Genomic DNA, 23,485 nt, shown 5'->3' on the forward strand with positions numbered 1-23,485 from the left:
GGTAGAGCACGACCTTGCCAAGGTCGGGGTCGCGAGTTCGAGTCTCGTTTCCCGCTCCAGTTTTTAAAACTATGGCGTTCATGACGGTGTAGTAGGTTGTAAAAGTTTCAAATGCGGGAATAGCTCAGTTGGTAGAGCACGACCTTGCCAAGGTCGGGGTCGCGAGTTCGAGTCTCGTTTCCCGCTCCAATACAAAACGCACCAAGGAATTCTAAAGTTCCTTTGGTGCGTTTTTTTTTGGCTCCGGAATAGCGGGGCCATGGCTATACCGCCATGGCCGCCCCTTAGCGGTATTCGATGGTGAAGTTCAATGCGCCTTTGGCCTCGCCGGGCGTCACCGTTGCTTCGGTCTGATAATACCGGGCACGCAGATCGATGCGTGTGTTGCCGGGGGTAAGGGGCACCATATCCACGAACTCTTCGAGTTTTAGTGGGTTATTGTCGATGCGCAGCACCTGGATACCGATGCCGCTGGCGCTCGAGTCGCTAGTCAGGGTAAACAATCCCAGGTCACGGTCCACCGGCACCGAGCCGTCCACGCCGTTCAGGCGCATGAACGCTCGGGCAACGCTACCAGCCGGGTCGTCGTCGCAGTCGTTGAGGGTGATGTAGAAATCAACCGGATCGCTGGTGCTGCCCTGGCCTGTGAAATCAGCAATGTCGTGGGTTCCAAGTTGTACCGGGTTTGCACTGACGGCATTGGCCCTGAGCGTGCACTGGGCCTGCCGGACTTGCCCGCCCAAGGTAAGTCTTACGGCATCCCCGACATCGCTGACGACACCCCTGACGACCTCCTGGTTGAATGAGCTCGTATCAGGCGGGATGGGGCCGGTCTTGATCAACGCCATATACTTGATGATGAGATTTTTCATTTCCAAGGGCGAGGGCGTCATCTTCCTCGCGTTTTCACCCACATAGGGAATGGCGCCGATACCACCGTCGTTAGCCTGGAACGTATTGCTAGCCACGCCATTGAGGAAGCCGCCCAGTTCCAGATACAGGCCTACGCCCGGAATGCTGGTTTGTAGCACTTTGCCCGTCACATCCTTCCCGTCGACGGGGGGGAAGGTGCCTGGGGCGACAGGTAATGGCGTACCCATGTTGGCTGTCAGGGTCAGCGCCCCGTCGTTATCGCACAGCAAGCTAAAGCCAGGACCTACCACTCCAGTGCTAGTGGTCGAGTAGATTTTGCTACCCACGGGCGCATCACGTGCCACCCACTTAATGCCGGCGATGTTGTGCGTGAACTGCAACGGGCCTGGGGTGGTTGGCCATTCGCATCCCAGGGCATGGGCCTGGCTTGACAGTGTCATCATCGTCGCCGCAGCAGCGATGCCGATTAAAGAACGCGAAAAATGGGGCATGGTGGGTTCCTGTTGCAAGCCTGCGGCGTCGTCGCACGGGCTGGGTCATGGGGTAGGACAGCGCAAGGTCTGCAGGCGGTAGCCTTGGTCTTCAGGCATGGTTGCCGGGTCGATTTTCAACAGGCAGTGCTGTTCGGCGCGGTCGCCCCAGCGCGCCTCCAGCGTTTGTGCCTGGGCATCTGTTGCAATCAGCACCTGGCCAGCCTGGCCCACTACCGCTAACTGCTTGCCCTGCTGGTCATTGACCTGGGTACCGAAGGGCAGCGGGCGGCCGTCTGCATGTTGCAAGGTGAGGATCAGGCGGCTGACCTGCCGCGCCTTGAAGGCTGCCAGGGCGACCGCGCCTCGACGGGGGACAACCTGGGTGGCGCCATTTTCGATTTCCACATCAGGGCTGAGCTGGTCGGTTTGCAGGGTTACCTGGTTGACCCGGTAGGGGCGCATGTGCGGGGCGAGGATGTAGCCACTGCTGTCGGTGCTGCCACCGGGCACGTTGTCGACACCCACGCCGGGTACATCGGGCACATGCACCAGCGCAGTGGTCTCGCCCAGGTATTGCCCTAGGACGATGCCGCCGGCATGCGCCAACATCGCGCCACTGGCATTGACCGAGACGCTGCGGAAGTCATCCGCTTCGGTGTAGCCGGCCCCCACGTTTAGCTTCTGCGTCTGATAGCTCATTGACGCCGAGGCGGTCTTGCGCTGCTGTTCGTCGTTGGCCAGCGATGCCAGGTAGCTCAGGCGGTTGTCCTGCGAACCGCCATTCAACGTGGCGCGTTCGCTGAAGTGGCCATTGCTTTCCTGCACATCGAAATTTGCAGTCGTTGACGTGCCCCAGCCCAGCGGGATGGTGACCCCCAGACCAACGATACGGTCGCTGCCGCTGTCGTCACTCAACGACTGCGAGGCATACAGGTTGATGCTGACCCGGCGGTACTGGGTATTGAACTGGAACTGGTACTGGCGGCGTTGGCGGTTGGTGCCCCAGTAATCGTCCTGGGAAAGGGTAAGGCTCAGTGAGTTGCGGTTGCCGAGCGTCTGGTAGATCGAGCTTTCCAGGCGGCTGCGGCGGTTGCCCTGATAGCGGCTGGAGGCATTGCGCTGCTGCACCGCTTCGTCGAACTCGCGATAGCCTTCGGTGGAGTAGCGATAGCCGGCGAAGCGCAGGCTGGTGCCGGTCTGAAAGGCTTTGCCGTAGCGCACAGAGTAACTCTGCCCTTGCACCTGGCCGCCTTGTTCGCCCAGGTCGGTACGCGCCTGAGTCACGTCCAGCGACACCGCGCCAAGGTTGCCGATGTCGCGTGCGATGCCAAGGTTGGCGGCATCGTAGTACTCGCTGCCTAGCAGCCCGCCATACAGTGTAGTGCTCCACTGGCCGCCACGGGCCAGGGTGGCTTGCCACAGTGCGGGGTTGTCGATGCCATCGGCGCCGTCATAGCGCCCGGCCACCAGGTTGTAGCGCCACACGCCTTCGCGCAGCAGGTTGCTGAGGGTGGAGTAGGGCTGGATGAAACGGCGCACCTGGCCATCGGCCTCGGTAAGAACGATTTCCAGGTCGCCGCTACCGCCAATGCCCAGGTCATTGATCTCGTAAGGGCCGGCGGCAACGTATGTGGAGTAGATCGGGTAGCCGTTCTGCAGTACCTCCAGCTTGGCCCGGCTCTGGGCCACGCCGCGGATCACCGGCGCGTAGCTTTGCATCACGTCTGGCAGCATGCCCATGTCGGTGGCCAGTTGTACCCCTTTGATGGGCAGGCTGCGGAACACATCGCCACTGCTGAACGTTTCGCCCAGGGTCAGCGTGCCCCACTTCCCAGGCAGGTCGTGCTGGGCGTAGGTGTTGAAGTGTACCCAATCCCGGCCTTCGCCGTCGTCGCGCCAGCTTTGGCTGCTGCGCAGGCGCCAGCCGCCCAGGTTGATCCCGCCATTGAGGGACAGGTCCTGGCTGCTGTTGGAGGTGCCGGTGTTGCCGCTGAAATGCTGCGCGGAGGCCTGGTAGCTGACGAAGGCGGCATTGATGCCGTTGTCCCAGCGCTCTGGTGCAACGCTGCCGGCCACATCCCGGCGCAGGGCGATCTGCGGGATGGACAGCGCCAGCTGAAGTTGGCCGGGGTTCAGGTCGTAGGTGGCGTCGGGCACCAGCGAGGGCAGGTCGATGCAGCGCTCATCGCTGGGCAGTGGCTCGGCCAGGCCCTGTTCACGCAGACCCAGTTCGCGCAGCAGGCTGGCGCTGAGGCAGGGCTCCAGGCCCTTGCCATCGCTGCGTTCACGGAAATCGATTTCATGCTTGCCCGCAGGCGCCAGGTTGACCAGCACTTCAACCCGGTAGCGGCCGGGCGCCAGGGAGGCTTCAGTGGCCAAGGTGCTCAGGGCGGCTACGCTGGCGTCGCTGGACTGGCCTGGTGTTTGGCGCATGAAGTTGGGGTTGAATTGAACTGTGCGTTCATCGGCTGTAGCGGGAGCGACAGCTATGAATAACAGACTAATACTTGCGGCAGATAAAAATACAACTAAGCAATGGCTTGCAGGTAACTGCCGGTTTCGGATGGTGTTACGCATAAGAAGGAACCATTGGTTTGCGCCGTCTGATAGGCCCTGCAGCGCTAGTTGTGCAATTTGGAATACGATTTAAGGAGCATTCCAGTTAAGGCGGCTGAAGATAGCGTGAAAAACGGCTCATATTCTGTAGGAAAAGTCCGGTGAATGTGACCTTTTATCTGGTTTCTTGTATGCGGTGGCGGCCTTCGCAGAAGGCCGCCTATAAAGTTAATAGCCTATGTTATATCTACCGTTTCTGAAATCACGAACTGTATGGATCGGATACCACTTTCCTTTCTTCCCTTTCCTGAAGCCACCTTTGATCACGCCTATTTCTATAGTTGGTGCTTGGGGGGCTGGACTTGAAGCGGCAATGGACATTTCATCTATTACAGGGGGAGCGTCGATGACATTTTCCGAAAGAGAGGTTCTGCTGGATGTGGGTGTGGGCGTAGGCAGAACGTCATTGAAGGCTGGGTTGTTTCTATAGATGAAGTTGTCTGAAAGGTCTAGTGTGGCAGTCTTTCTTGGGGCGACTTTTGTAATCTTCTTGATGTTGTTGTTGGTCCTGTACACGTTGACTGTCTTGTTGGTGACGTTATAGATGTTTGTAGTAACCGTGGAAGTAGTAGTGACGGTGTCGCTAGAGGCATACAACTTGCCTGGCAATTCCGCGTTGGCAGCTGCATCTGCAGTTTTGGCCGCCCCCTTCGCCGCAAACCTGCTATAGGCCATGACCCCCAGCGTACTCACCGCACTGGCAATCCCCAGCCAGAACGCCCAGTTACTAAGCGTCTCGCTCCCTATCACCAGTGCCATTGCACCAACCACCAAAGCGGCCAAGTCAAGGCCAAGGCTGGCTGCGCCGATCGCGAAGGCCACGGTGAGGGCTATCGGCGGCAGGAACATGAAGCTAATCACTGCAAAGACAGCACCCATGGCCCAGCCAAGCCAGGATCGCCAGTCGGATTTTGGCTTTGGTTTGGGCGGGATGTACGGCGCCTCCATGCTGTGGCGCACGCCGTAATGGCCGCTTGGGTCGCGCCAGTTGACGGGGTTGCCGCCGCAGTACACATACGGGTTGATACCGGCGTCTTCTGGCGCCATCGTGTCCGGACTATGAAAGCGCATCAGCCCAGGGTTGTAGGCACGGTAGCCGCGCCCCAGTAGCGACCAGCCCAAGACTCGTTCGCGGGCTTCACCATTGAAGCCTAGCAGGCCCACCAGTTGGTCGTTGTCAGGTGAATCGCCATAGGCCGTGTACGCGTTATCGTGCAGTTCATCACTGCTGCATTCACCCAGCACACTATTTGCCGAGTCGGTCGCGTACAGCCGGTTGTCTGCGGTTTGGCCTGGGCGTTGCAGCCCCAGAGGGCGCTCGCCTGCGTACAGGTACTCGGTGAGCAAGTCGGCATCGCGTGTGCTGCTTAACCGGTAGCCTTGGTAACGGCGCGACACTTCCGGGGCTTGCTCATGACGTACGCCGATCAGGTCGTTGTGGCCGTCATAGCGGTAGCGATACAGAGGCTGCCCATCGCTGGCCCGTTGCACTTCGGTCAGGCGACCATGGTCGTCGTACACCAGCTTGTTGCCTTGTTCGTCGTTCTCCAGGTTGCCTTCGGCATCGTGCTCGAACGTTTGGCAGACCGGGTAATCAGGCTGCAGGGAGTGCTTTGCCTGTTTCAGGATGAAGCCGTCGTATATGTAAAAGGCCTCGTCCCATGCGCCATCGGCAAAATCGGTGTAGCACTCAGTCAGGTTGTTCAGCTCGTCGTAGACAAAAAACTGACTTTTGATGGCCCGGCCAGCAGGGTTGCGCGGCAGGCTGCTGCCGTCGCAGGTGTGTTGCTCCAGCTGGTCGAGTGCATTGTAGTCGAAGGTTTCCTGCAGCACTTGCTGGTTGTCACGGGTGACGGTGCGGGTACGCAGCTGGTCATCTTCCTGCCACGCCAGTGCGATGCTTTGGGTGAGGGTGGAGCCATCGTGGCGGGTGAGTGTTTGTTCGCGACTTTTCTCTCGGCCTAGTTCGTCGTAAGTCTGCTCGCATAACAGTACCTGTTTGTTGGCCAGGTCCTGGGTCGTGGTTTTCCAGAGTCGCCCGAGCTTGTCGTACTCGAACGTCGCTAGCAGCTCACCTTGGCGGGTCTGTTGCAGTTGCCCCAACGCGTTGTAGTCGTGGAGCACTTCAGTGCCGTCACTTTCTGCGTAGCCCAATGGCAGGCCCTGCAACGAATGGCGGTAGTCGCATTGGTGGCCATTGGCATCCTGCCCCTGCCATTCGGTTCTCAACAGGTAGCCTTGATCGGTGTACTTATAGGTATGCTCACCTTGTGCATCGCTGGCCTTGCTGACAGCTGAGGTATTGGAGTCGTAATCGAAGGTCGTACTCATTGCGGCATTAATGTCGATCTGAGTCTTACTCTTTACGGGTTTAACCTCGATCTGAGTCTTACTCTTAACGGGTTTAACCTCGATCTGATTAGGTTGGCTGGAGCGCGCGGGGTTGTAGTGGTAGGTGAAGGTACGCTGCCCAGTAGTGCGGGTTTCTACCAGCGAGGTATTGTGTTTGTAGGTGTAGGTTTCGTGTTGCTTACCCGCTTCCAAAGACTTCAGCCGTTCAAGGCCATCGTATTCCCTTTTCCAGGCAAGGGTGGGGGCAACACCTTTGCGCCGCTCGACCAGCAGTTGTTCGGCCAATGGGGCGGCACTGTGCAGCGCGAACTGGCTGAGCACGGCCGACTTGTCGGGCCGTTCGGTGCGGGTCACGCGGCCTTCGGCGTCGTAGGTGTAGGTGGTGATCCGTTTGACCGGGAGGTCGTTTCGTTTGAAGGTGTGTTCTTGGCTGATGCAGCGGCCAAGGCCGTCGTAGCTCGAATCATGCCGGCCAATGGCCTGGCCTGCGTCGTCCAGCCGGTATTGACTCGACACTTTGTCGAAGCGATTGCTCTCTGTAACCTGCTGTTGCTGGCGAACACCAGGTTTGTCCGGTGTTCCCACCCAGCGGGTGATGACATCGCCTGTTTCGCCAAATGGCGAGTATTCGCTGTGCTGCGTAACGCCGTTCGGCGAGGTGGTCTTGCACAGCCGGTTCCAGGCATCGTATTCAAAGGTGGATGTCAGCGTCAGGGTCTTGCCGTCGTAGTAGTCGAAGACGGTTTCTTCGCTCATTTCGCCCAGTTCATCGTACTTGCGCCGCGCAACCAACCTACGCTGCCGCGAACTTGTAGTACCCGGCGCGCTATCCACGGCGTCCGTTTCGCGCTCTTCGGTCACCACCCGGCTGCAGCCATCCAAGGTGATGAGGGTGGTCACGCCCGTACTCCCGGTGACCGACTGCCAGGCTTGCCCGGCAGCGCCTTCTTCAGGGTGGGTGACCAGCCCGTAGCTTTGGATTACCTTGGTCTCGTCCATGCCCTTGCCGGGCGCAACGGTTTCCTCTACCAGGCGGGCGAGCGGGTCGTAGCGGCTGCGAATGCTGTTGCCGGTGTCATCTTCTTCGTACACGATCTGGCCATGCAGGCCAGACACGGCCATGCTGGTGGTCTTCTGCACCAGGTCGAAGCCGGACACGGTTTCGTCGGTCCAGTATTCCAGGCCATGCTCCTTGTCGACGACCTTGCGGTATTCCCATTCGACGCGTGAACTGCGGCTTTCAATGGCCCGGCGTAGCGGGTTGGTGCTGTCTTCACCGTAGCGGGTGGTCACCTGGTGGTCGGGGCGGCCGTGCAGGAAGGCATTGTCAGGCCTGTTCAGGTAGGCGCGCTCCACCTTTATCAGCAATTGTTCGCGCTCACCGGGCTGGTGCGCATCGAACACTTGCAGCACCTGTTCTTCACAAGGTGCAAGCCATTCGCTCGCTTGGCCAAGGCTGGACAGCGCCGGGAAGGCCTTGTAGGTCATCCGTGCCCGTTGGACGGGGGCGTCGCCGGGCATATCCTGTACGGGGTAGGCCGTCTTGCATTTGACGTTGCGCACAAAACCTTGCGGGTCGGGTGGGCAGGCCCAGGTATCGCCGTCCTTCTCGCCAGCCTTGTCGTAGTACTCGTAGGTGACGCGTACACCCGTGGGGGCTTGCTCTTCGGTGACGTTGCCGTAATCGTCATACAAGGTGATCGCCGTTTCCTGGTGCAGTTTGCTGCCGTCACCACGCAGCTTCAGGCGTTTGGTGATGGTTTTGGGCAGCTGGAAGTAGCGCGGTTGATCTTTGAAACTCATGCCAGGGCGTTCATGGAAGACGGTTTCGGTTTCTTCGATATGGCCGTCTTTTTCAAGCGTTTGCTTGGTCATCAGGTGGTAGCGGTTGAACGTCTGTGTCTGTGTGCGCGCGACCTTGTCACCTTTCCAGTAATGAGCGGTGACGCTGTAGCGGTAGTTGGATTGCGCCCGGTACAGGTTGTCCTGGCCGTCATCCCGCCAGGTCACATCGCTGTTGCTGCCAACAAAGCTGTGCGCCATCTGGATGTTGCTTTCTTCGTCGACGTGCGTGTAGGTGTAGGTCGTTTTCAGCGGCGGCTGGTCGTTGCGGGGTTTGACTACATGAGAGGTCACCCGCGGCAGCACTCTTTGTGGTCGCGTGCCAGGCAGCAGGTGGCCAGGGTCGTCGTCCTCGCCATAACCCACCTCCTCCACCGCGCCCGAAGGCGTGGACACTTTTGCAAGGCAGGTCAGGCCGCGGGAGGTGGTGTAACCGAAGCGCCAGTTGCCGCCCAATTCGGGTGGTAGTTTTATCTCCACCAATGCCCGGTTTTTCAGTTCCAGCATGTAGCGCATGAAGGGCTGCTTGTCGGCCCCGGCGCCGGGGTGCGTATCAATGGTTACCCTGCCGTCGGTGTACTTCAACTCCAGCAGCAGCGTGCCATTGTCATCAACGATCTTTTCCAGCCGTCGGGTCTCAGGCAGGTAGCTGAGCGTTATCCCATGGCCGGAGGGCGCCCTGACCTTGGCGGGCAGGGCGATGGGGTTGACCACGTCATGCAGGGTGAGTATTTCCACAAGGCCGGACTTGTGCACTACACGGTACGGGCCTACGTTTTCGCCGTGTTCGTCAAAGCCGTCGTCGTAAAAGTGGAAACTGTGAATTTTCTTTTCGCCAATGGTGGGTTGCGGGCCTGTCCCTGTCACTTTGTAGCTTTCACCCGTATGCAGGGTAAGTATTCGACTGGTGGGCACGTAACGGGTCATTGCCAGTCGCCAGCCCGTGCCGAAGCCTGAGTCCTCGGTATTGAACGGGCTGTACGACAGGCGCAAGGGCAGGCCGGGGCCGGTCAGGTCGTTGCCGGCCGGCACTTGCAAATCAATGGCCAGGTTGTACTGGCCGGTGCGCTGGTCGACATGGTTCTGCACGAAGCTCTGGAAGTTAGTGGCGTTGCTGTGCAAGCCGGAATCGTTAGCCATGATCAATTGCTCCTTGGGGCAATGGTGACCTTGATGCAGGAAAGTTCGCCCTGCTTGATCGGCTCGCCTTTACCGATGACCCTGAAACCACGGCTTGGGATTGGTGGATTGGTATCCAGGCCGGTGTTGAACAGGTAACCCGGGACCCCCGGGTCGCCCGCGTAGAGCCAGATTTTGTCGATGCCGATTTTTTCGAGCGAAGCGTTGGCGCGGCTCGTGTCAAGTTCCACCCAGGCGCTGTTGGCTTTTTCACAGCGCTCGTTATCGGTGAGGAGAAATGTCGATTTGATCGGCACGTTTCGAATGCGAATGGAGTAGGGCGCTCTGGCGTTCTCGGGGCATTGTTTTTTGGGTAGCACATTCACGGTCCTGCCGCTGCCCGTTGCTGGTAGCTCCACCCCGCAGGCGGGTTCAGTGCCGTTATCGTCGGTGTGGAATAAAGCGAGCATAGGGATTGGATCCGCCTGGGTTGCTGCAAAACTGGCCGCACCACTTAAAAGCAATGGTGCAGCCAGCATTGCCTGTTTAATGGCTGTTGTGACGGCCAGGCGACGCTCATGTAAGTGCTTCATTTTTCGTGCTCCCTGTACAGGTTGTTTGAACAGACAAAGTAAGAAATCTGTGTATGTCGCTGGGTATGGAGTGGCGTACTGTCTGTTCGGAGCTTATTGAACCTGCCGTGCTGTGACACCTGTCAGAATTAACAGGTGTGCTGAAGTACCGGGTATTGGGTTTGCGGCTGCTGCACGTTTTATCGGTGCTGTCACCTGGTAGATTTATCAGGTGTGCGCGTGCATGGCGGGCGAGCACTACCTGTTATTTCTGCCAGTAGCCAGCCGCAATGGCGCGCCGTAAAACTAAAGGCATCTTGAACCCCCTAGGAGTATGTTCATGGCGCCCAAACGCTCAGTGGAAGACGGGGCTGATCAGTCCCCGCACACTCCCGCCCCACAAATCCCGACGCAAAATGCGTGGGGTGAAATTGATGTCAAGAACATGAACGGTGCAGACCTGGAATTTGTCATCACAGATGCGGATATCAGGTTTGGTCAAGAGATCTATCCGGTCTGGCGCGGCGTCGCTGCAGACGGCACCCCTTTTGATGAACTTGATGCGGTGGTTGAGGTACCTCAAGAATACGACGCCACAAAAACGATGGTGGCGCGTGTCGCCAATCGTTATGTTGAACCCTACGACGGTGGGTGGGCCTTTTTATCTTATAAAGTTGATAACCCAGCAGAAACTACGCCGGATTCAATGCGCGTATTTTGTTACCTGGGTTTGCGCGACCGTGGTGGTGCTGTCGAAACATTATCGGTGCCGCAGGCGCGTGAGTCGCATGATCGTGTGGTTGTTGTTTCGGCTTTGGAGACTGAAGGAGTGCGCCTGTTTGCGCCACGCTACCGCGCCATGCAGGCTGGCGACAGCGTCGAACTGGTAGCGCGCAAGTTCAATACTGCGGGCGACGAAGTAACGCCACCGGCAAGCGCAGTGTACACGGTGACCGAGGCCAACCTGGCTGAGCCGCCGTGGTGGGACGTCGCCAAGGCGGAGTTCATTCGCGTGCTGGGTGGACGGATGGAGTTCCAATACACCATCACGCTGGGCGGTAATAGCAAGAAAATTGAATCACCGGTGCAGCAGGTGGCGGTGGCAAGGGAGCCAAGCCCGGTCGAGCTGCTGCCTGAACCCAGCGTCGACGGCTTCTCGGGCGCACCGCTTGACCCTGGCGAGTTCCCCGATGGCGTCACTGTTCGCGTACCTCCCTATCCGGGTATTCAAGTGGGTGACTACTTGCTGCTGCATTGGAAAAGCCCCGCCCGGATCGAGCCTGAGGTGCAGTTTGCACGCATGGATGCGAGTAGCCTGCAAGGCGATGAGACCGTATTCCAGATTGACCCAAGCCTGCTTGTAGCCGGTGATCACTACGTGTTCTACCAGTTTGCACGTGCGGGTCATGCGTTGACTTCCGATAGCCTGGACGTCGAGTTCGATCCGGCGCGCAGCCTTCCAGCACCGGTCATCGCGCGTGCCGCGCCGGATGGTCCGGCCATGCAATACCTACCGGCGGAGAGCGCAATTCTCGGGGCTTTCGTCACGGTACCTGATGTTGCTTTGCGCCCAGGTGAATACTTTGAAGTTCACTGGGACGGCTATGAGCAAAACGGGAAGCAGGTTACTGATACACCTGAGGAAGAAGGCGGCCGAATTTTCAAGATAGACCCCGGCGTTGTCGCCGCGAACATGCATCAAGCCGGCGCGGATAACAGCAGGCGTTTCAACGTGTTTTACCACATTGTCGATCAAGATGGCGTGCGCTCGCTGCCGTCCGCCGCTGTGGACTTGCGCGTCCAGCCGATGGTTTTCGAAAACAATATTACGTGCCTGCAAGCGGATAACAACGGCGAACTTCGGCGATCCGACCTCACCCTGAACGGTGCAATGCTCGAAGTGTCTGGGGCGGTGCTCTGGCCTTTCGTTGCGCCAGGCCAGCCCTTCACATTGGCCATTGAAAGCGACGCCGTATTACGTGATCGGCAGCCTGTGAGCCGTGGCGAACATAGTAATAGCCGGATACAGCAGTGGTTGAGTGTTGCTGTTTATAACAACTTGGTGGATGGCCAGGAGTACACCGTTAACGGGACTGTAAGTTTCGATAACGGCCACAGTTGGCACGGGCTCTTGCCGCTGCGGCTTACGCCGAGAAAGTCAATGTAAGCGTCTTTGAAACAGGCCCGGCCGGGCAGGCTCACCGGCGGCCTGGCGGTGCATTAATGAAAACATGGAACATGGAGATCAATTCTGATGAACAGTAAAATTCCTGCGCTGACTCAAGCCAGCAGCCCTCAATCGCTTGAGGAGTTTCTTAAAGAGATGGAAAAGGAGCCAAAAACCTTCAGATGGGATGCGCTGCTGGTGTTTGACCGATTCGCTGCCAACAAACTGCTTACCCAGGAGTACATTGACCGTATCGGTATCGAAGATGAGTTCTTCCCTACGCTACCCGACGACAAGGTCAAGGCAGGTAATGGCATCGAGCATGTCTTAATTGGCCTCGAGCTTGACAAGCCCCTGCTGTCTTTCGAAAACGCGGATATCCAAGATCCGCTGGGCAAGTTGCAGATGCGCTTGGTGGGCGGTAAGCACCTCGAAGTGATAGAAAGGTACCTGGATGGCAAACCTGTCAGGGTAGTTAACGCCCTGAAGGTCTATAACGCTGCCACATTCGGTTTACTGGATATGAAGATCAGGCTGCTGCAGGCGAAAGGCTCAGTTGATGGTAGCGGCACAGTCTTGCTTGATGTGGGTACGGCATTCGACCATATGTTCAGTGGAGGGGGGAATGACCTGGAGAAAAAGCAGTTGGGGACCTATTTCGACCAGGTGTTCGCCGCCTGGCGTGAAAAAAATGTAAAATTCACCCAGTTCCCACTTAGCGAGATAGTCGTCGCCGAAGGTTCGCCTATCAATCCTGGTCGCTTTATTCTTGGCACCCACACCGCACAGGGGGGGGATGTGCTCGGCAGTGAAAATTATGGTAACGGCGCAGTCGTTGTTTTTGTTGCCATGAAGGGCAGTATAGATGGCGGTATACCCAGTGGCAATGGGGCGCTGCTGTACATGTTGCCTGATGCGGCAAACGCATATACCAGTAACCTGGTGTTGTCACAGAAGTTTCTCGCGAAAATCATCCGTTCTGGCCTGGACAAGTTTGAATGGATTCGTGGTAAGTTTGATGTGGTCGCCTTGGCTGGCGACTATTATAAGTTTGTCGCCAATGCATCGGCTACTACCCACGTGGCGTTCCAGTATTCCGATCATGGCAATGGTGGGTCACTTCAGCCTTGGCGCTGGCAATTATCGGTTAATGGAGTTAATCCTCAGCTTTTTACGAAGGGGGATGAGCTGGTATTCTCGGGCAGGTCGCTAAAAACGCGCTAGCATTCCACTTCAGTGGTGGGTACCGTGGTGTACTTTATTCAGGTGGGGAGTGCTGGGCGTACTCGAACCTTGGAGATTTATGCAACGACGTCAATTGATGCGAGCTATACATGTACGCTCTCTGATGCGGGGTTGTTGAAGTTTAAGCTGGCTGATGATTTCAAAGTCACTGTAGATGTTTCTATTGAGGATAATTGGGGGGACGGTGACGGTCCTGACGATGCCAGAGAAAGTTCAAAGGCCATTTTAGGTGGGTTGGAAAGTACTTTGAGGGTGGCGTTCCGCAAAAATGCCGAAGAGATCATGGACGTCGAGTTCGAAGTCGACGCTTTGCGTCTTAATAATTTGCTATTCCGTGGCGAAAACGTCGTCGACCCGCGCGACGTGTCCATGCCGACCGACTTGACCCTGCTCGGCAACCTGGCGCCCAAGCGTACCTCGTTGGTCATAAGCCCTTCGGAACCGATTGTTGCAAGCGGTCAGGTGATCGATTTCACCGCCGAATCTGAACTAGGTGGTGTCACTTGGAAAGTGGAAAACCTCCCAGGCGAAAAAGGCGAAACCGGGGGGTTCAGCGATTCATCGAATGGACGATATACGGCGCCATCGGATGTTGCGCTGCGTGCCGAAGGCCACCGCCGGTTGATCGTGACGGCCACCCGTGGCGAGTTGGTCAGCAGGGCGTTGGTTAGCGTTGTGCCAAGCCAGGTCACGGTGAACCCATGGGTAGCGGTGGTCAATGTGGGTATGAGTCATTCGTTGAGTGCAGCCACGCCACATCCTGCCGGGCTGACATGGGACACCCCCGAGCTGGGGACCGTCGCCCCCGACGACGATTTGCTGAACCCTGGAGGTTACAAGTACACCGCGCCGGTGAGACTGCCCACCCGTGACGAATCAGACCCGCTTTGCTACCTCGCGCTGCGCCTGGACCCCGTCACCGTTCACTCGGCTGCCGGAGGTACGGCAGCGACCATCGACATGCTGGTGGTTGGCTCCAAGAACCCCAATTACTGGTTGGAGCCGAAAGCCTTGCCCGATGGCAGCGTCGAGCTGCCGTTCTACAAGGTCAACCGTACAGGTGGCAAGGTTACCGTACCCGAGCCTGTCGAGTGGACGGTGCTGCGCGGCAGTGGAACCGTCGACCCGGTTAAACGGGTCTACACGCCCGCGCCCAACAATAGCGAGCAGTACGTGATCATATCGGCATTTTACGACGACGGTGTTTCTGTCGATACCGTCGACTACGTCGTTTTGCCGCTGCCATTCGTTCCGGTGCGGCGTTACGCCGAAATCCTCAATCCAGCTATCAATGAGGTGTGCGATGGAGAGTGATATGCAGAAGGCCACTTTGCAACCAGACCCGCCAGCTTCGGTGCGTCTCGGCTGGGGGGGCGTGCTTGCCCTGGACCGCACGCTCCTTGACCTTGTGCTGCGTGAACAGTACCTCGAAGCGCTGGGGAATCTCGGCTCGATGGACCCTATCAACCTGGAGGCTTACCTTGACGAAGGGCGGCGAATCAGCGTGGCGCTTCAAGGGTTGGTGCTGGGCCCGCCCCAGGTCAGCTTCGAAAATGCGACGCTGTTTAGCCAAGACCTGACGTTACGGATGAACATCCTTGCCGGGGAATACATGCGGGTAGTGCATCTGCCTGGCAGCCCCAAACGGGTCGTGGAGAGCTTCACCATCACCGAAGCCATGGGTTTTCGCGTCGAAGCACCGTTGTCAATACGGGTCGGCCAGCCGAAGGGGAGCCGGTTCACGTTGCTGGAGCTGGATCTTGCCAGTGCGGTCACGTTTTCCACCAACCTGGGGCCAAACCATTATTCCAACACCGTGCTTGGTCTTCGCTTGCAGGAATCGATCAGCTACATGCGGGCGTACCAGCGCACCTATTCCCTGGGCAGTTTCGTCATGGACGATTACTACCCGCTGAGCCCGGAGCAGTTCATGGTGCGTACTATGGCGGCCCCCTGGGGACAAAGCGAAGATAGCCCTCGCCATGGGGATGGTGCGGTGCTGGTCTTCATGAAGTTGGGGATCGACGCGCGCCCAGGGGTGCAGCCAGCCCCAGGTATCGTCTACGCTTATCCGATCCCCGAGGGTGCGTCCGGTGTGCCAGGAGCTCTGATTCTCGTTCCGGATATCGAGGATCTTGGGGCGGGAGACTACAGGGATGTGTTGAAGACCTTCAGCCTGCCCACCGGCTTTACGTTCTTCCCTGGGCTACCGAACGCCGGAGTCGATCTTGTAGTACCGGGCAACTGGCGTAAAAGCCAGCAGGCCGTAACGGTCGAACCCGCCTTCGCGAAGGTTGTAGCCGGGGAGTCCATTGCGTTCACTGCTGATGGCGCAACTGGCCCCGTTCAATGGTCGGCCGTTAACCTGAAGCGCCCTGCGGCGATCGGCTCATTCAGTGGCGCTAGCTACAGCCCGCGCTCTGCAGCCAGTTTTGTCGAGGACCAGCAGATGGTGCTGGTGACCGCCACCTCGCCTGAAGCAAGCGGCGAGGGGCGCAGCCACGCCTTGGTGATGGAAAGTGCCCGTGCGGTGCATGTTGCACCGCGTGTTGCCACCTGGGTGCAAGGTGAAGACCCGATCGCGCTCCGCGCTTCCAGTGTCGGCTCAGGCCCCCTGGTGTGGACGCTGGTGGACGCAGCGCTTCTGTCGGAGGGTGAACAACGCGTTCAGACGCTTGACGAGCCGATTGGTAAGCTTGAAGACAAGGGTGGCGGACGGGCCATTTTTACGCCCTCTCGGCCTAGTGGCACGGGCGATTTCAGGGTTCAGCGAATTCGTTGCACCAACCAGCAGACCGGAGAAAGCGCTGAAGCTGCGGTGGTAGTGATCAGGTGGTATGCAGGCTTGAATGTGGTTCCGTTCCACGTGGCCCAGGCGCTTTCGGTTCAACCCACGCCGTTTACCGTGATGTCCAAAGACTTCTCGCAAGACCTGGGCAGTGCCATGACCTGGACTGTAAGTGGGGAGGGGGAGTTCAATGGCAGCGTGTATATGCCTCCGGACGCTCCCAAATTCCCCATTGCGGTGGTCACTGCGTTCGACGGCGTGGAGCGCACCGGCTACGCCATCGTGGAGTTCAGCGAGGGCCGGCAGGCAACCGCCGGTCTGTTGTCATGGGAGGCGCTCTCCACCTTTGAAATTGAAGCCGTGGGTGCGCCCCGATGCTTCGCCAACGGTTGGCAGCAGATAGAAGTCCGGGTGACCGTTGCAGCTGCTAATGATCACAATGACCAACCGGTCAAGATCCCCGACGCCGATCTGGCAACTTTGAAGTTCTTGAATGCCGACAGCAATAACGATTTACCCTTCCTCGCGCCAATGGAAGAATCCTTGAGCAGCGATGCTTCAGGTGATCAAGGCTGGGCGGTAAACAAAAAACCAAACAATATCCAAAGGCAAGCTGCTGTGAACAACGTGTCGAGCACGCCTTTGCAGGCCAGAACTCAATATTTCTACCTCCATTCCCGTAAACCGGGGACGATCAGGGTTATTGCTTCAATACAGAATACCTTGACAGGTAAAACAGTCACATCAAGGGCAAGTGGCGAGAAAGGCAGGCTCGAGTTGATGGGGCAGGACCTGCCTCCCTTCACACAGCAGTCCTATTCCTTCAAGCGCACCCGCGCTATAGGGGATAAGTCTCCGTCCGAAGGGGATGAGTTCGCCTATGTTGATAAAAGTACTGACAACTGGTTGCTCGATTACGTCCAGAGGGAGGGGCGCCAGATCCAGTTTGCACGCGTGTTCATCTCCGATAATAAATCGGGTGTGCGTTGGTCGTGGGAGCCCGGGTCGTCATCGATGCCGATCAAAGACGACGATTTTGTCAGCTACACGGGGTTCTCGTTCCAGTCGATTGATGGTGGGATCTATGACCGACTGGTGTTTGACGGGCGGCTCTACCGCATGGCGAAGCAGCGAGGGTACGCACTGCCGCGGCTGGTGCTAGGTGATGGGCCGGGTGCCGGGGAACTGATGATCACCCTGAACCGGGATACGGGTTTCGTTCGGGAGAGTGGGTTGGAAGACCCGGCTTATCGCCAGACCCTTGAAAAGAACATGACATTCACCCTGCTGGATATGGAGGGCAACGTGCATCCGCTGACGTTTGCCTTTGGCGTTACGGCGGAACAAGAAAGTCAAGGCATAAGCCATCGGGACCTCCTGCAACTTTCCACTCGCTAAGCCTGGGCTCACCTCGGCACATTTGAGCGCCGAGGTGGCCACTCCACGACACCTTTTGGATACCCAATCACATGGCTATTGAAACCGTACTCCACTCTAATGCATTCAATGCTTCTGGTTTTGTGCAAAACAATGTCGACCCGCGCACCGGCCAGTATGCGTTAAGTATCAACCTGCCATCCCTCGTCGGTAATGACCAGATGGGGCCAGAACTGCCGATCCGGCTTATCTTCAACCCGTTCAGCGACCAAAACGTCGGCTTTGGGCGTGGTTGGTACATCGCCCTGACTCAGTACGTGCCCGGTACGCGCATGCTGCGGCTTCACACAGGAGAAAGCTTCAAGGTGACGGGCAGTGGTACAGAACCGGGCATCAAGGAAAGAAAGCTCGAAAATTTCCGTTTTCATGATGACAGTGTCGGCAACAAGAAACAGTTTCGGGTGGTTCACAAGTCGTACATGGAAGAAGTCCTCAGTGTATATGGGGTGGGTGACAATGCTGTTGCGTTGCCTTCCGAGGTGCGCGCAGCCTCCGGCCATCGTATTCTGCTGAGCTATACGCCCGATACCCAAAGACTGGAAAGTATCGACGATGGCACAGGGCAGGCATTGCTGAAAATCAGCTATGGCAGCACTGTGACCCTCGACCTGCACCCCAAAGCCAATGGTGGCAACAAGCCTTTGGCGCAATACCAGCTCATCTTGCGCAATGGGGAGTTGAGCCAAATTGACTTGCCGGCAGAAGCAGGGGGCAACTGGCGTTTTGAATACACCACTGCCTTTGGCCTGACCTGCCTCAAAAAGGTATCCACACCCTTCGGTAGCGTGGAAGATATCCGCTACGGGGAGGATGGCGATACAGGCCATTTGCTGCCGGGCGGGGGAACCCGTATGGCGATACCGCGAGTGACCACTCATACGGTCAACCCTGGCGCTGGCCAGCCGTCGGTGAAAACCACCTACACCTACACCATTTTGCAAGGTGGAATTCAGGCGCCGAACAACTTTGTAGGTAACGGCAGCGGTGTCAGCTGGCGTGACGATGGCGAAGATAACCTGTATCGCGCCCCCTCCACCTACCAGTATGGCAGCACGGCTCACCTATGGCGCAAGGGCAAGGATGACAATGACCAGTTACTGCGCACGACCCAGCGCACGTACAACCGTTTTCACCTGCAGGTAAGTGAGGCGGTGTTGCAAGGCAACAACCGACTTGTGAACAGCACGGCGTACCACGGCAGCGTGGCAACGGACTTCGACAAGCAGCCTGACAACTTCCAGCTGCCACTGGAACAAGCCCGTAGCTGGTCAATCCTGGGAGATGCGCCCAGGGTTCGTTACGAGCCGGCCACCCGGACCGAGTATGACCTGCATGGCAATTTGACCGCTCGAACACTGCCCTCAGGGCAGCGTACTGTCATCGAGTATTACCTCGCCCAGGGTGGTGACGGCTGCCCGGCAGACCCGGACGGCTTCGTGCGTAATCAGAAGTGCGTGACGGAATACCCGGCAGCAGGTGGAGACCAACCTGCACCTGTCTTGCGCAAGCGTTATCAGTATGAGGCGCTCGCCCGGGTCGGCTACCCAGGTGCCTCGGCCAAACCGCTGGCGTCCGATTGGCTGGTCCCGACACAGGAAAGCCTGTGTGAAGTGGTAGGTGAGGTGGAGCAGGCTGCGCTGCAAGTAACCACCATGAGCCCGGTTAATGCGCCCACCGACTTGCTGCGCCATGGTCGCCCGCTACTGCAAACATTGCTCATGGGCGGGAAAACCACCAAGACAGGTTTTACCTACGACAAGGAAGTCCTCGATGGGCACCCTGTGCTGGTGACCGAGCAGCAGGTGACTGGCTTCGATCATGGCGAACTCGACGGTGAGACCGGCGAGCCGCGCCATGTTTGCAAGGAAATCACGCTGAAGGATTCGATGCTCATTGGCCAGCCGCTGCTCAATCGCGACGACAACAATGTCGAAATCGAGTACGAGTACGATGCTCTGCGCCGGGTAGTTCGCGAAACGGTATCGCCCAAAGAAGAGAAGTACAGGGCATCGCGCTTGTATGAGTATGGCCTTGTGAGCGCACCTGGCGGCAAGGCGTCGCAAAGCCGGGTGGACGTCAAGGGGGTTACCATTCGCTCGTACATCGATGGCCTGGGGCGAGTGGCCAGCGAAGAACGTCATGACGCCGACGCCGAAGACATCCGGCTGCATCAGGTCTTCCGTCCGCGCAATGCGTTTACCTACGATGAGCTTGGCCAGCTGGCCGAGGCAATCGAATACGATTGGAAAGGGGGGGAGCAAATGCCGCTGGCGACCCGGTATGAATACGACGACTGGGGCCAGCAGCGCTGCGAGATCGGGCCGGATGGGGTCAAGCGGTTTGAGGAGCATGACCCGATCGGGTCCAACCCTGGGGGTCAAGGCCCCGAAGGTAACCTACCCACTCAGACCAGTTGGAGCGAGTCTGCCGATGGCACGTCGAGCCTGGGCAAGACCACCACCTGGTTGAACCTGTTCGAGCAGCCTGCCCAAGTACAGCGTTTCGACCTGGCGGGTAAGCCGTATGCCAAGCATGAGTATTTCTACGATGGCCTGGGGCGTAATGTGCGGGAAGTCGATGCAGGCAACGCGGTTACCCGCTCCAGCTATGACGCTTTCGGCCGCCTGGTTGACCAGACGCTGGCTGACAAATCCGTGGTGCACCGCGATTATGCCGTGCACAGCAGCGACGACCTGCCGACGCTCATCAGTGTCAATGGAATCGAGCTGGGGGAGCAGGTTTTCGACGGCCTGAACCGCATGATCACGTCCATCACCGGGGGCCGTGCGAAGCACAAACACTATAAGCCTGGCGAGACCAAGCCGAGCAGGGTGAAGACGGCTGCCGGCAACGTCATCGAATACCAGTACGTGCCGCAGTTGGGTGAGGACCCGGAAGTGCGGCGCATTCCGGGTAAACAGGCGGAATACAAATTCGACCAGCATAACGCGCGTCTTACCTGGTGCAAAGAAGAAGGGGAGGAGCTGACCCGTGCGTATTTCAGCACGGGCGAGATCAAGATGGAAACCCGCACGATCGGGGGCGAGACTTGGGCCATGGAGTATGGCACCAGCCTGTTGGGTCGCCAGTTGTTCTACAAGGATGTTCTCGGCCAGACGCAGACCTATGACTACTACCCCAGCGGCCTGCTGGAGCAAACTGCGCTGGGGACCACGAGCAGCCGGTTCTTCTACGATGGGTTGAGCAATACCCAATGCATACTCACCCTCGATGGCACCCAAGGACTGGCCACTGAACTGGAGTATGACCACCAAGGGCGAGAGTGCCTGCGCAGGTTCGTGTTCCTGAGCACCGTGGTCGAGGCACCGAAAGAAGACTTTGAGTTCGCAAACAAAGCGGTGCAGGCGCTGGTGAAAGAGGCCGGGCTACTGGTGCAGGGTGTACAAGAACTGGTGCAGGAATATAGCGTGCTTGATCAGATAATTTCTAAAAAGCTGAGCGAGAAAGGCACTAAAAAGCTGAGCGAGAAAGGCAGTCCGTTGCGTGAGGAAACGTACAAGTACGACGTGCGCGCCCGCCTGGAGGAATACTCCTGTACGGGGTTGCTTTCCCATAGCCCGAAAGACCCGGCTGGAAAGACTATTCGCTACCAGTTTTTCGAATTCGATGCACTCGATAACATCACATGGGTACTGACCGAGTTTGAGGAAGATGACGGTAGCACGGGCTCAAACGAGGCCACTTACCTATTTGAATACGAAGACCCTGCGCAACTGACCGGCGTGACAAACACCCACGCTGACTATGCCGACTTCACGCTGAAGTATGACTGTGACGGCAACATGACGGTCGATGACAAAGGCAAGACGTTGAGCTATGACGCCCTGGGTCGCTTGAGCAGCTACGATGGGAGCGGCTATAGCTACGATCCTCTGGACAGGCTGGCCGGCCAGGAGGTATGAGGGAAGGGAAATAAAGATCGGGCCGTGAGGCTAATGCCAGTCAGTTAAGACCGAGACATTGACCTTTTTCCCCAAGGCCGCAAAATCCGATGCTTGGAAACGAGCATCGGATTTTTTATGCGCCTGTCACAAGCTCTGTCCCTCACTCACGAAACGGCATCGCGGCCAAATGCACTGGAGGGTCTGGGAGCGTTGCTCGATCCGGATATCGTGTAACAAGCTTTTGAGACAGCGGGCGTCTCAACCATTTGCAAGCGTCGCCTCCCGCTCGAAAGCCTGGTGTGGTGCATTATCGGCATGGCGTTGTTGCGCCGGATGTCGGCTTGGGATGTTGTGAATCACATGGACATCATGCTGCCGGGCAAGCGGCCAGCCATTTGCTGATAAACAGTACCTTCGAGAGCTATCACAGTAGCGAAATGAAGCTGGCAGAACAGTTGATCGCCACCACCCCAAACCATTCGTTGACCCTGTTCGACAAAGGTTTCTATTCGTGGGGCTTACTGCACCACTGGCAATCGTAAGGCGAGCATCGGCACTGGCTGATCCCCTTGAAAAAGGGCACCCAGTACGAGGTGGAGCACAACGACCAGCAAAATACCCGACCCGAAAATAAAAATGCCAGTCAGCTTAACTGACTGGCATTAGGCGCTGAGGCCCGATTTTTTTTGCGGGCTCAGGGTATGTCCACTCTGAACTGGACATCACTGTTGGCGGAACCGCCGGTGACCGGGGTAGCGATTGCTTTGTACGCGACAGAGAACAACATGTCGGTAGGTTTGCTGTCATGCAGGGGGTACTGTTTGGAGGCGATCCCGTTATCCACCGGTGTGCCTACGTTGTCCTTGAGGATCAAGGCCAGACCCTCGGCGCCATCTGGCTCCAGGGCATACAGTGTGCCAGTGGCACCAGCGCCGCCGTAATTTCCGGTAAAGGTTACGCTGGCATGGGCACCGGGCAGCAATATGCAGCCGCTCCCGGGTGTAACGCGCAAGCCGAAGGCGCGGTTTGCAGCCTCGTCATCCGCTTCCTTGAACTGGGCAGCGTTCACGTTGCCCATAAAGATTCGGCTGGTGGGCAGGCCAGTCGAAGGGTCGATGATTTCAATCGAACAGGTCCCACTGCTGATCTGGCCGAAGAAGTTGATCGACCCAGTGTTTGCCAGCGCGTGTTGACTCGCCATGGCGAGTCCAAATGCGAAGACTAGCGGCTTCATGGAAAGCTCCTTGATTTTTTGAATTACTATAGTGAACGAGCCCGAAGGGCTCGATCATGGGGAATGGCAGGCAGTTTCAGGGGGCGCTAGATAGTGCTTTGTGCATCGCCGGAGTTGCGACCCCGTAGTCATTGATGGTGGTAAAGGTCAACTGCAAGGCATTTACCGATTTGATACGGGCCAGGTCATAAACCTGCTGCCCGAAAGGCGGCGCCATTGCCATGGCCTGTATGGCTTCCGTTGTACCTGCAGTACTGACCTCCAGGCGGCCGAACGTGTAATGGTAGGGCGTCGGGTTGTCTACCACTAGCTGGACACGCCCAGGGCCTTGGCGCACAGACCATCTCAGCTCACCGATGCGGTCGACGGGCCGGTCTTTCAATTCGCTGGGGCGGTAGAAAAGCTTGAGGCGCGTACGCAAGCCAATATTGAGGACGTTTACGTCCTCAGGGTTTACTTCGGGAATTTCCTGAACATTAAGGTAGAAGAGTGTTTCCCGATCCTGCGGCAGCTTGTTGGGCAGACGGCTGATCTGCACCATCTGCTCCTTGCCGGGGTCCAGGCGAAACAACCCTGGCGAGGTCGCCAGAGGGACGGCTGTGTCGGTATCGTCCTTGGCGGTGTTGACCCAGCTTTGTACCGCGTAGGGGCGGGGGCTGGGGTTGGCGATCACCACAGAAGTGCTGCGTTTGTCGCTGTCGAAAACGATACGTGTGGTGTTGACGGTAAGCGCTGCCTGAGCGGGTTGCATGATGGCTGCTAGGCAAATACCCAAGCCGAGGCGGCGCAAGTGAGTCTTCATCTGGCGATACCTGCTGAACGGGACGAGTTGACCCCAGGCGGCTTCAGCACGCCTGGGCCA

At 57.8% G+C, this 23,485-nt stretch carries 11 protein-coding genes, 1 tRNA gene and 1 pseudogene; 7 read left to right on the forward strand and 6 right to left on the reverse strand.

Features of this window, described 5'->3' with window-relative positions; all coding sequences use genetic code 11:
* Positions 1-113 precede the first annotated feature (113 nt).
* Positions 114-189 (forward strand) — tRNA-Gly (locus tag E8E78_RS28660).
* Between the two features lie 95 nt (positions 190-284).
* Here the strand turns inward: E8E78_RS28660 and E8E78_RS28665 are convergent.
* The 4 genes from E8E78_RS28665 to E8E78_RS28680 all read right to left on the reverse strand — a co-directional run bounded on the left by E8E78_RS28665 (position 285) and on the right by E8E78_RS28680 (position 9,868).
* The gene (locus E8E78_RS28665; RefSeq protein ID WP_059395235.1) at positions 285-1,364 is read right to left on the reverse strand and encodes a fimbrial protein; all 1,080 of its coding nucleotides are present in this window, start codon (positions 1,362-1,364) and stop codon (positions 285-287) included.
* A 45-nt stretch (positions 1,365-1,409) separates the two neighbouring features.
* Positions 1,410-3,851 (reverse strand): fimbria/pilus outer membrane usher protein, encoded by a 2,442-nt coding sequence (locus E8E78_RS28670; RefSeq protein ID WP_332261964.1) that lies wholly within the window; start codon positions 3,849-3,851, stop codon positions 1,410-1,412.
* A 279-nt stretch (positions 3,852-4,130) separates the two neighbouring features.
* Entirely contained in the window at positions 4,131-9,296 is a 5,166-nt protein-coding gene (locus tag E8E78_RS28675; RefSeq protein WP_280315249.1) for an RHS repeat-associated core domain-containing protein, read from the reverse strand.
* A gap of 2 nt (positions 9,297-9,298) precedes the next feature.
* Positions 9,299-9,868, reverse strand: coding sequence for a hypothetical protein (locus E8E78_RS28680; protein ID WP_131812244.1), 570 nt, complete (start codon positions 9,866-9,868; stop codon positions 9,299-9,301).
* 319 nt (positions 9,869-10,187) lie between these two features.
* Here E8E78_RS28680 and E8E78_RS28685 point away from each other — a divergent pair, with 319 nt between their 5' ends.
* The 6 genes and pseudogenes from E8E78_RS28685 to E8E78_RS28710 all read left to right on the forward strand — a co-directional run.
* A complete protein-coding gene (locus E8E78_RS28685) occupies positions 10,188-12,014 on the forward strand; it encodes a hypothetical protein (protein WP_061203727.1) in 1,827 nt (608 codons plus the stop codon).
* Positions 12,015-12,101: 87 nt separating this feature from the next.
* The gene (locus tag E8E78_RS28690) at positions 12,102-13,238 is read left to right on the forward strand and encodes a hypothetical protein (protein ID WP_280315246.1); all 1,137 of its coding nucleotides are present in this window, start codon (positions 12,102-12,104) and stop codon (positions 13,236-13,238) included.
* Between the two features lie 135 nt (positions 13,239-13,373).
* Entirely contained in the window at positions 13,374-14,573 is a 1,200-nt protein-coding gene (locus E8E78_RS28695; RefSeq protein ID WP_280315245.1) for a hypothetical protein, read from the forward strand.
* A 1-nt stretch (position 14,574) separates the two neighbouring features.
* Entirely contained in the window at positions 14,575-17,445 is a 2,871-nt protein-coding gene (locus tag E8E78_RS28700; protein WP_232893667.1) for a hypothetical protein, read from the forward strand.
* Between the two features lie 71 nt (positions 17,446-17,516).
* Positions 17,517-21,407, forward strand: coding sequence for a YD repeat-containing protein (locus E8E78_RS28705; protein ID WP_280315243.1), 3,891 nt, complete (start codon positions 17,517-17,519; stop codon positions 21,405-21,407).
* A 234-nt stretch (positions 21,408-21,641) separates the two neighbouring features.
* Positions 21,642-21,928, forward strand: a pseudogene (locus tag E8E78_RS28710) (transposase domain-containing protein); the annotation flags it as partial.
* Between the two features lie 155 nt (positions 21,929-22,083).
* Here the strand turns inward: E8E78_RS28710 and E8E78_RS28715 are convergent.
* Together E8E78_RS28715 and E8E78_RS28720 are read right to left on the reverse strand one after the other, a co-directional pair.
* Positions 22,084-22,623, reverse strand: coding sequence for a fimbrial protein (locus E8E78_RS28715; RefSeq protein WP_059395226.1), 540 nt, complete (start codon positions 22,621-22,623; stop codon positions 22,084-22,086).
* Between the two features lie 76 nt (positions 22,624-22,699).
* On the reverse strand, positions 22,700-23,425 hold the full coding sequence (locus E8E78_RS28720) for a molecular chaperone (protein ID WP_059395225.1): 726 nt from the start codon (positions 23,423-23,425) through the stop codon (positions 22,700-22,702).
* Positions 23,426-23,485 lie beyond the last annotated feature (60 nt).

Origin of the sequence: Pseudomonas sp. BN505 (genome assembly GCF_029873175.1) — a bacterium.
In the GTDB taxonomy this organism is placed as follows: Bacteria; Pseudomonadota; Gammaproteobacteria; order Pseudomonadales; family Pseudomonadaceae; genus Aquipseudomonas; species Aquipseudomonas putida.

Coding starts and splice junctions, on each gene's coding strand:
- E8E78_RS28720 (WP_059395225.1), bottom strand. CDS start 23,425: ATGAAGACTCACTTGCGCCGCCTCGGCTTGGGTATTTGCCTAGCAGCC.
- E8E78_RS28665 (WP_059395235.1), bottom strand. CDS start 1,364: ATGCCCCATTTTTCGCGTTCTTTAATCGGCATCGCTGCTGCGGCGACG.
- E8E78_RS28675 (WP_280315249.1), bottom strand. CDS start 9,296: ATGGCTAACGATTCCGGCTTGCACAGCAACGCCACTAACTTCCAGAGC.
- E8E78_RS28685 (WP_061203727.1), top strand. CDS start 10,188: ATGGCGCCCAAACGCTCAGTGGAAGACGGGGCTGATCAGTCCCCGCAC.
- E8E78_RS28715 (WP_059395226.1), bottom strand. CDS start 22,623: ATGAAGCCGCTAGTCTTCGCATTTGGACTCGCCATGGCGAGTCAACAC.
- E8E78_RS28700 (WP_232893667.1), top strand. CDS start 14,575: ATGCAGAAGGCCACTTTGCAACCAGACCCGCCAGCTTCGGTGCGTCTC.
- E8E78_RS28705 (WP_280315243.1), top strand. CDS start 17,517: ATGGCTATTGAAACCGTACTCCACTCTAATGCATTCAATGCTTCTGGT.
- E8E78_RS28680 (WP_131812244.1), bottom strand. CDS start 9,868: ATGAAGCACTTACATGAGCGTCGCCTGGCCGTCACAACAGCCATTAAA.
- E8E78_RS28690 (WP_280315246.1), top strand. CDS start 12,102: ATGAACAGTAAAATTCCTGCGCTGACTCAAGCCAGCAGCCCTCAATCG.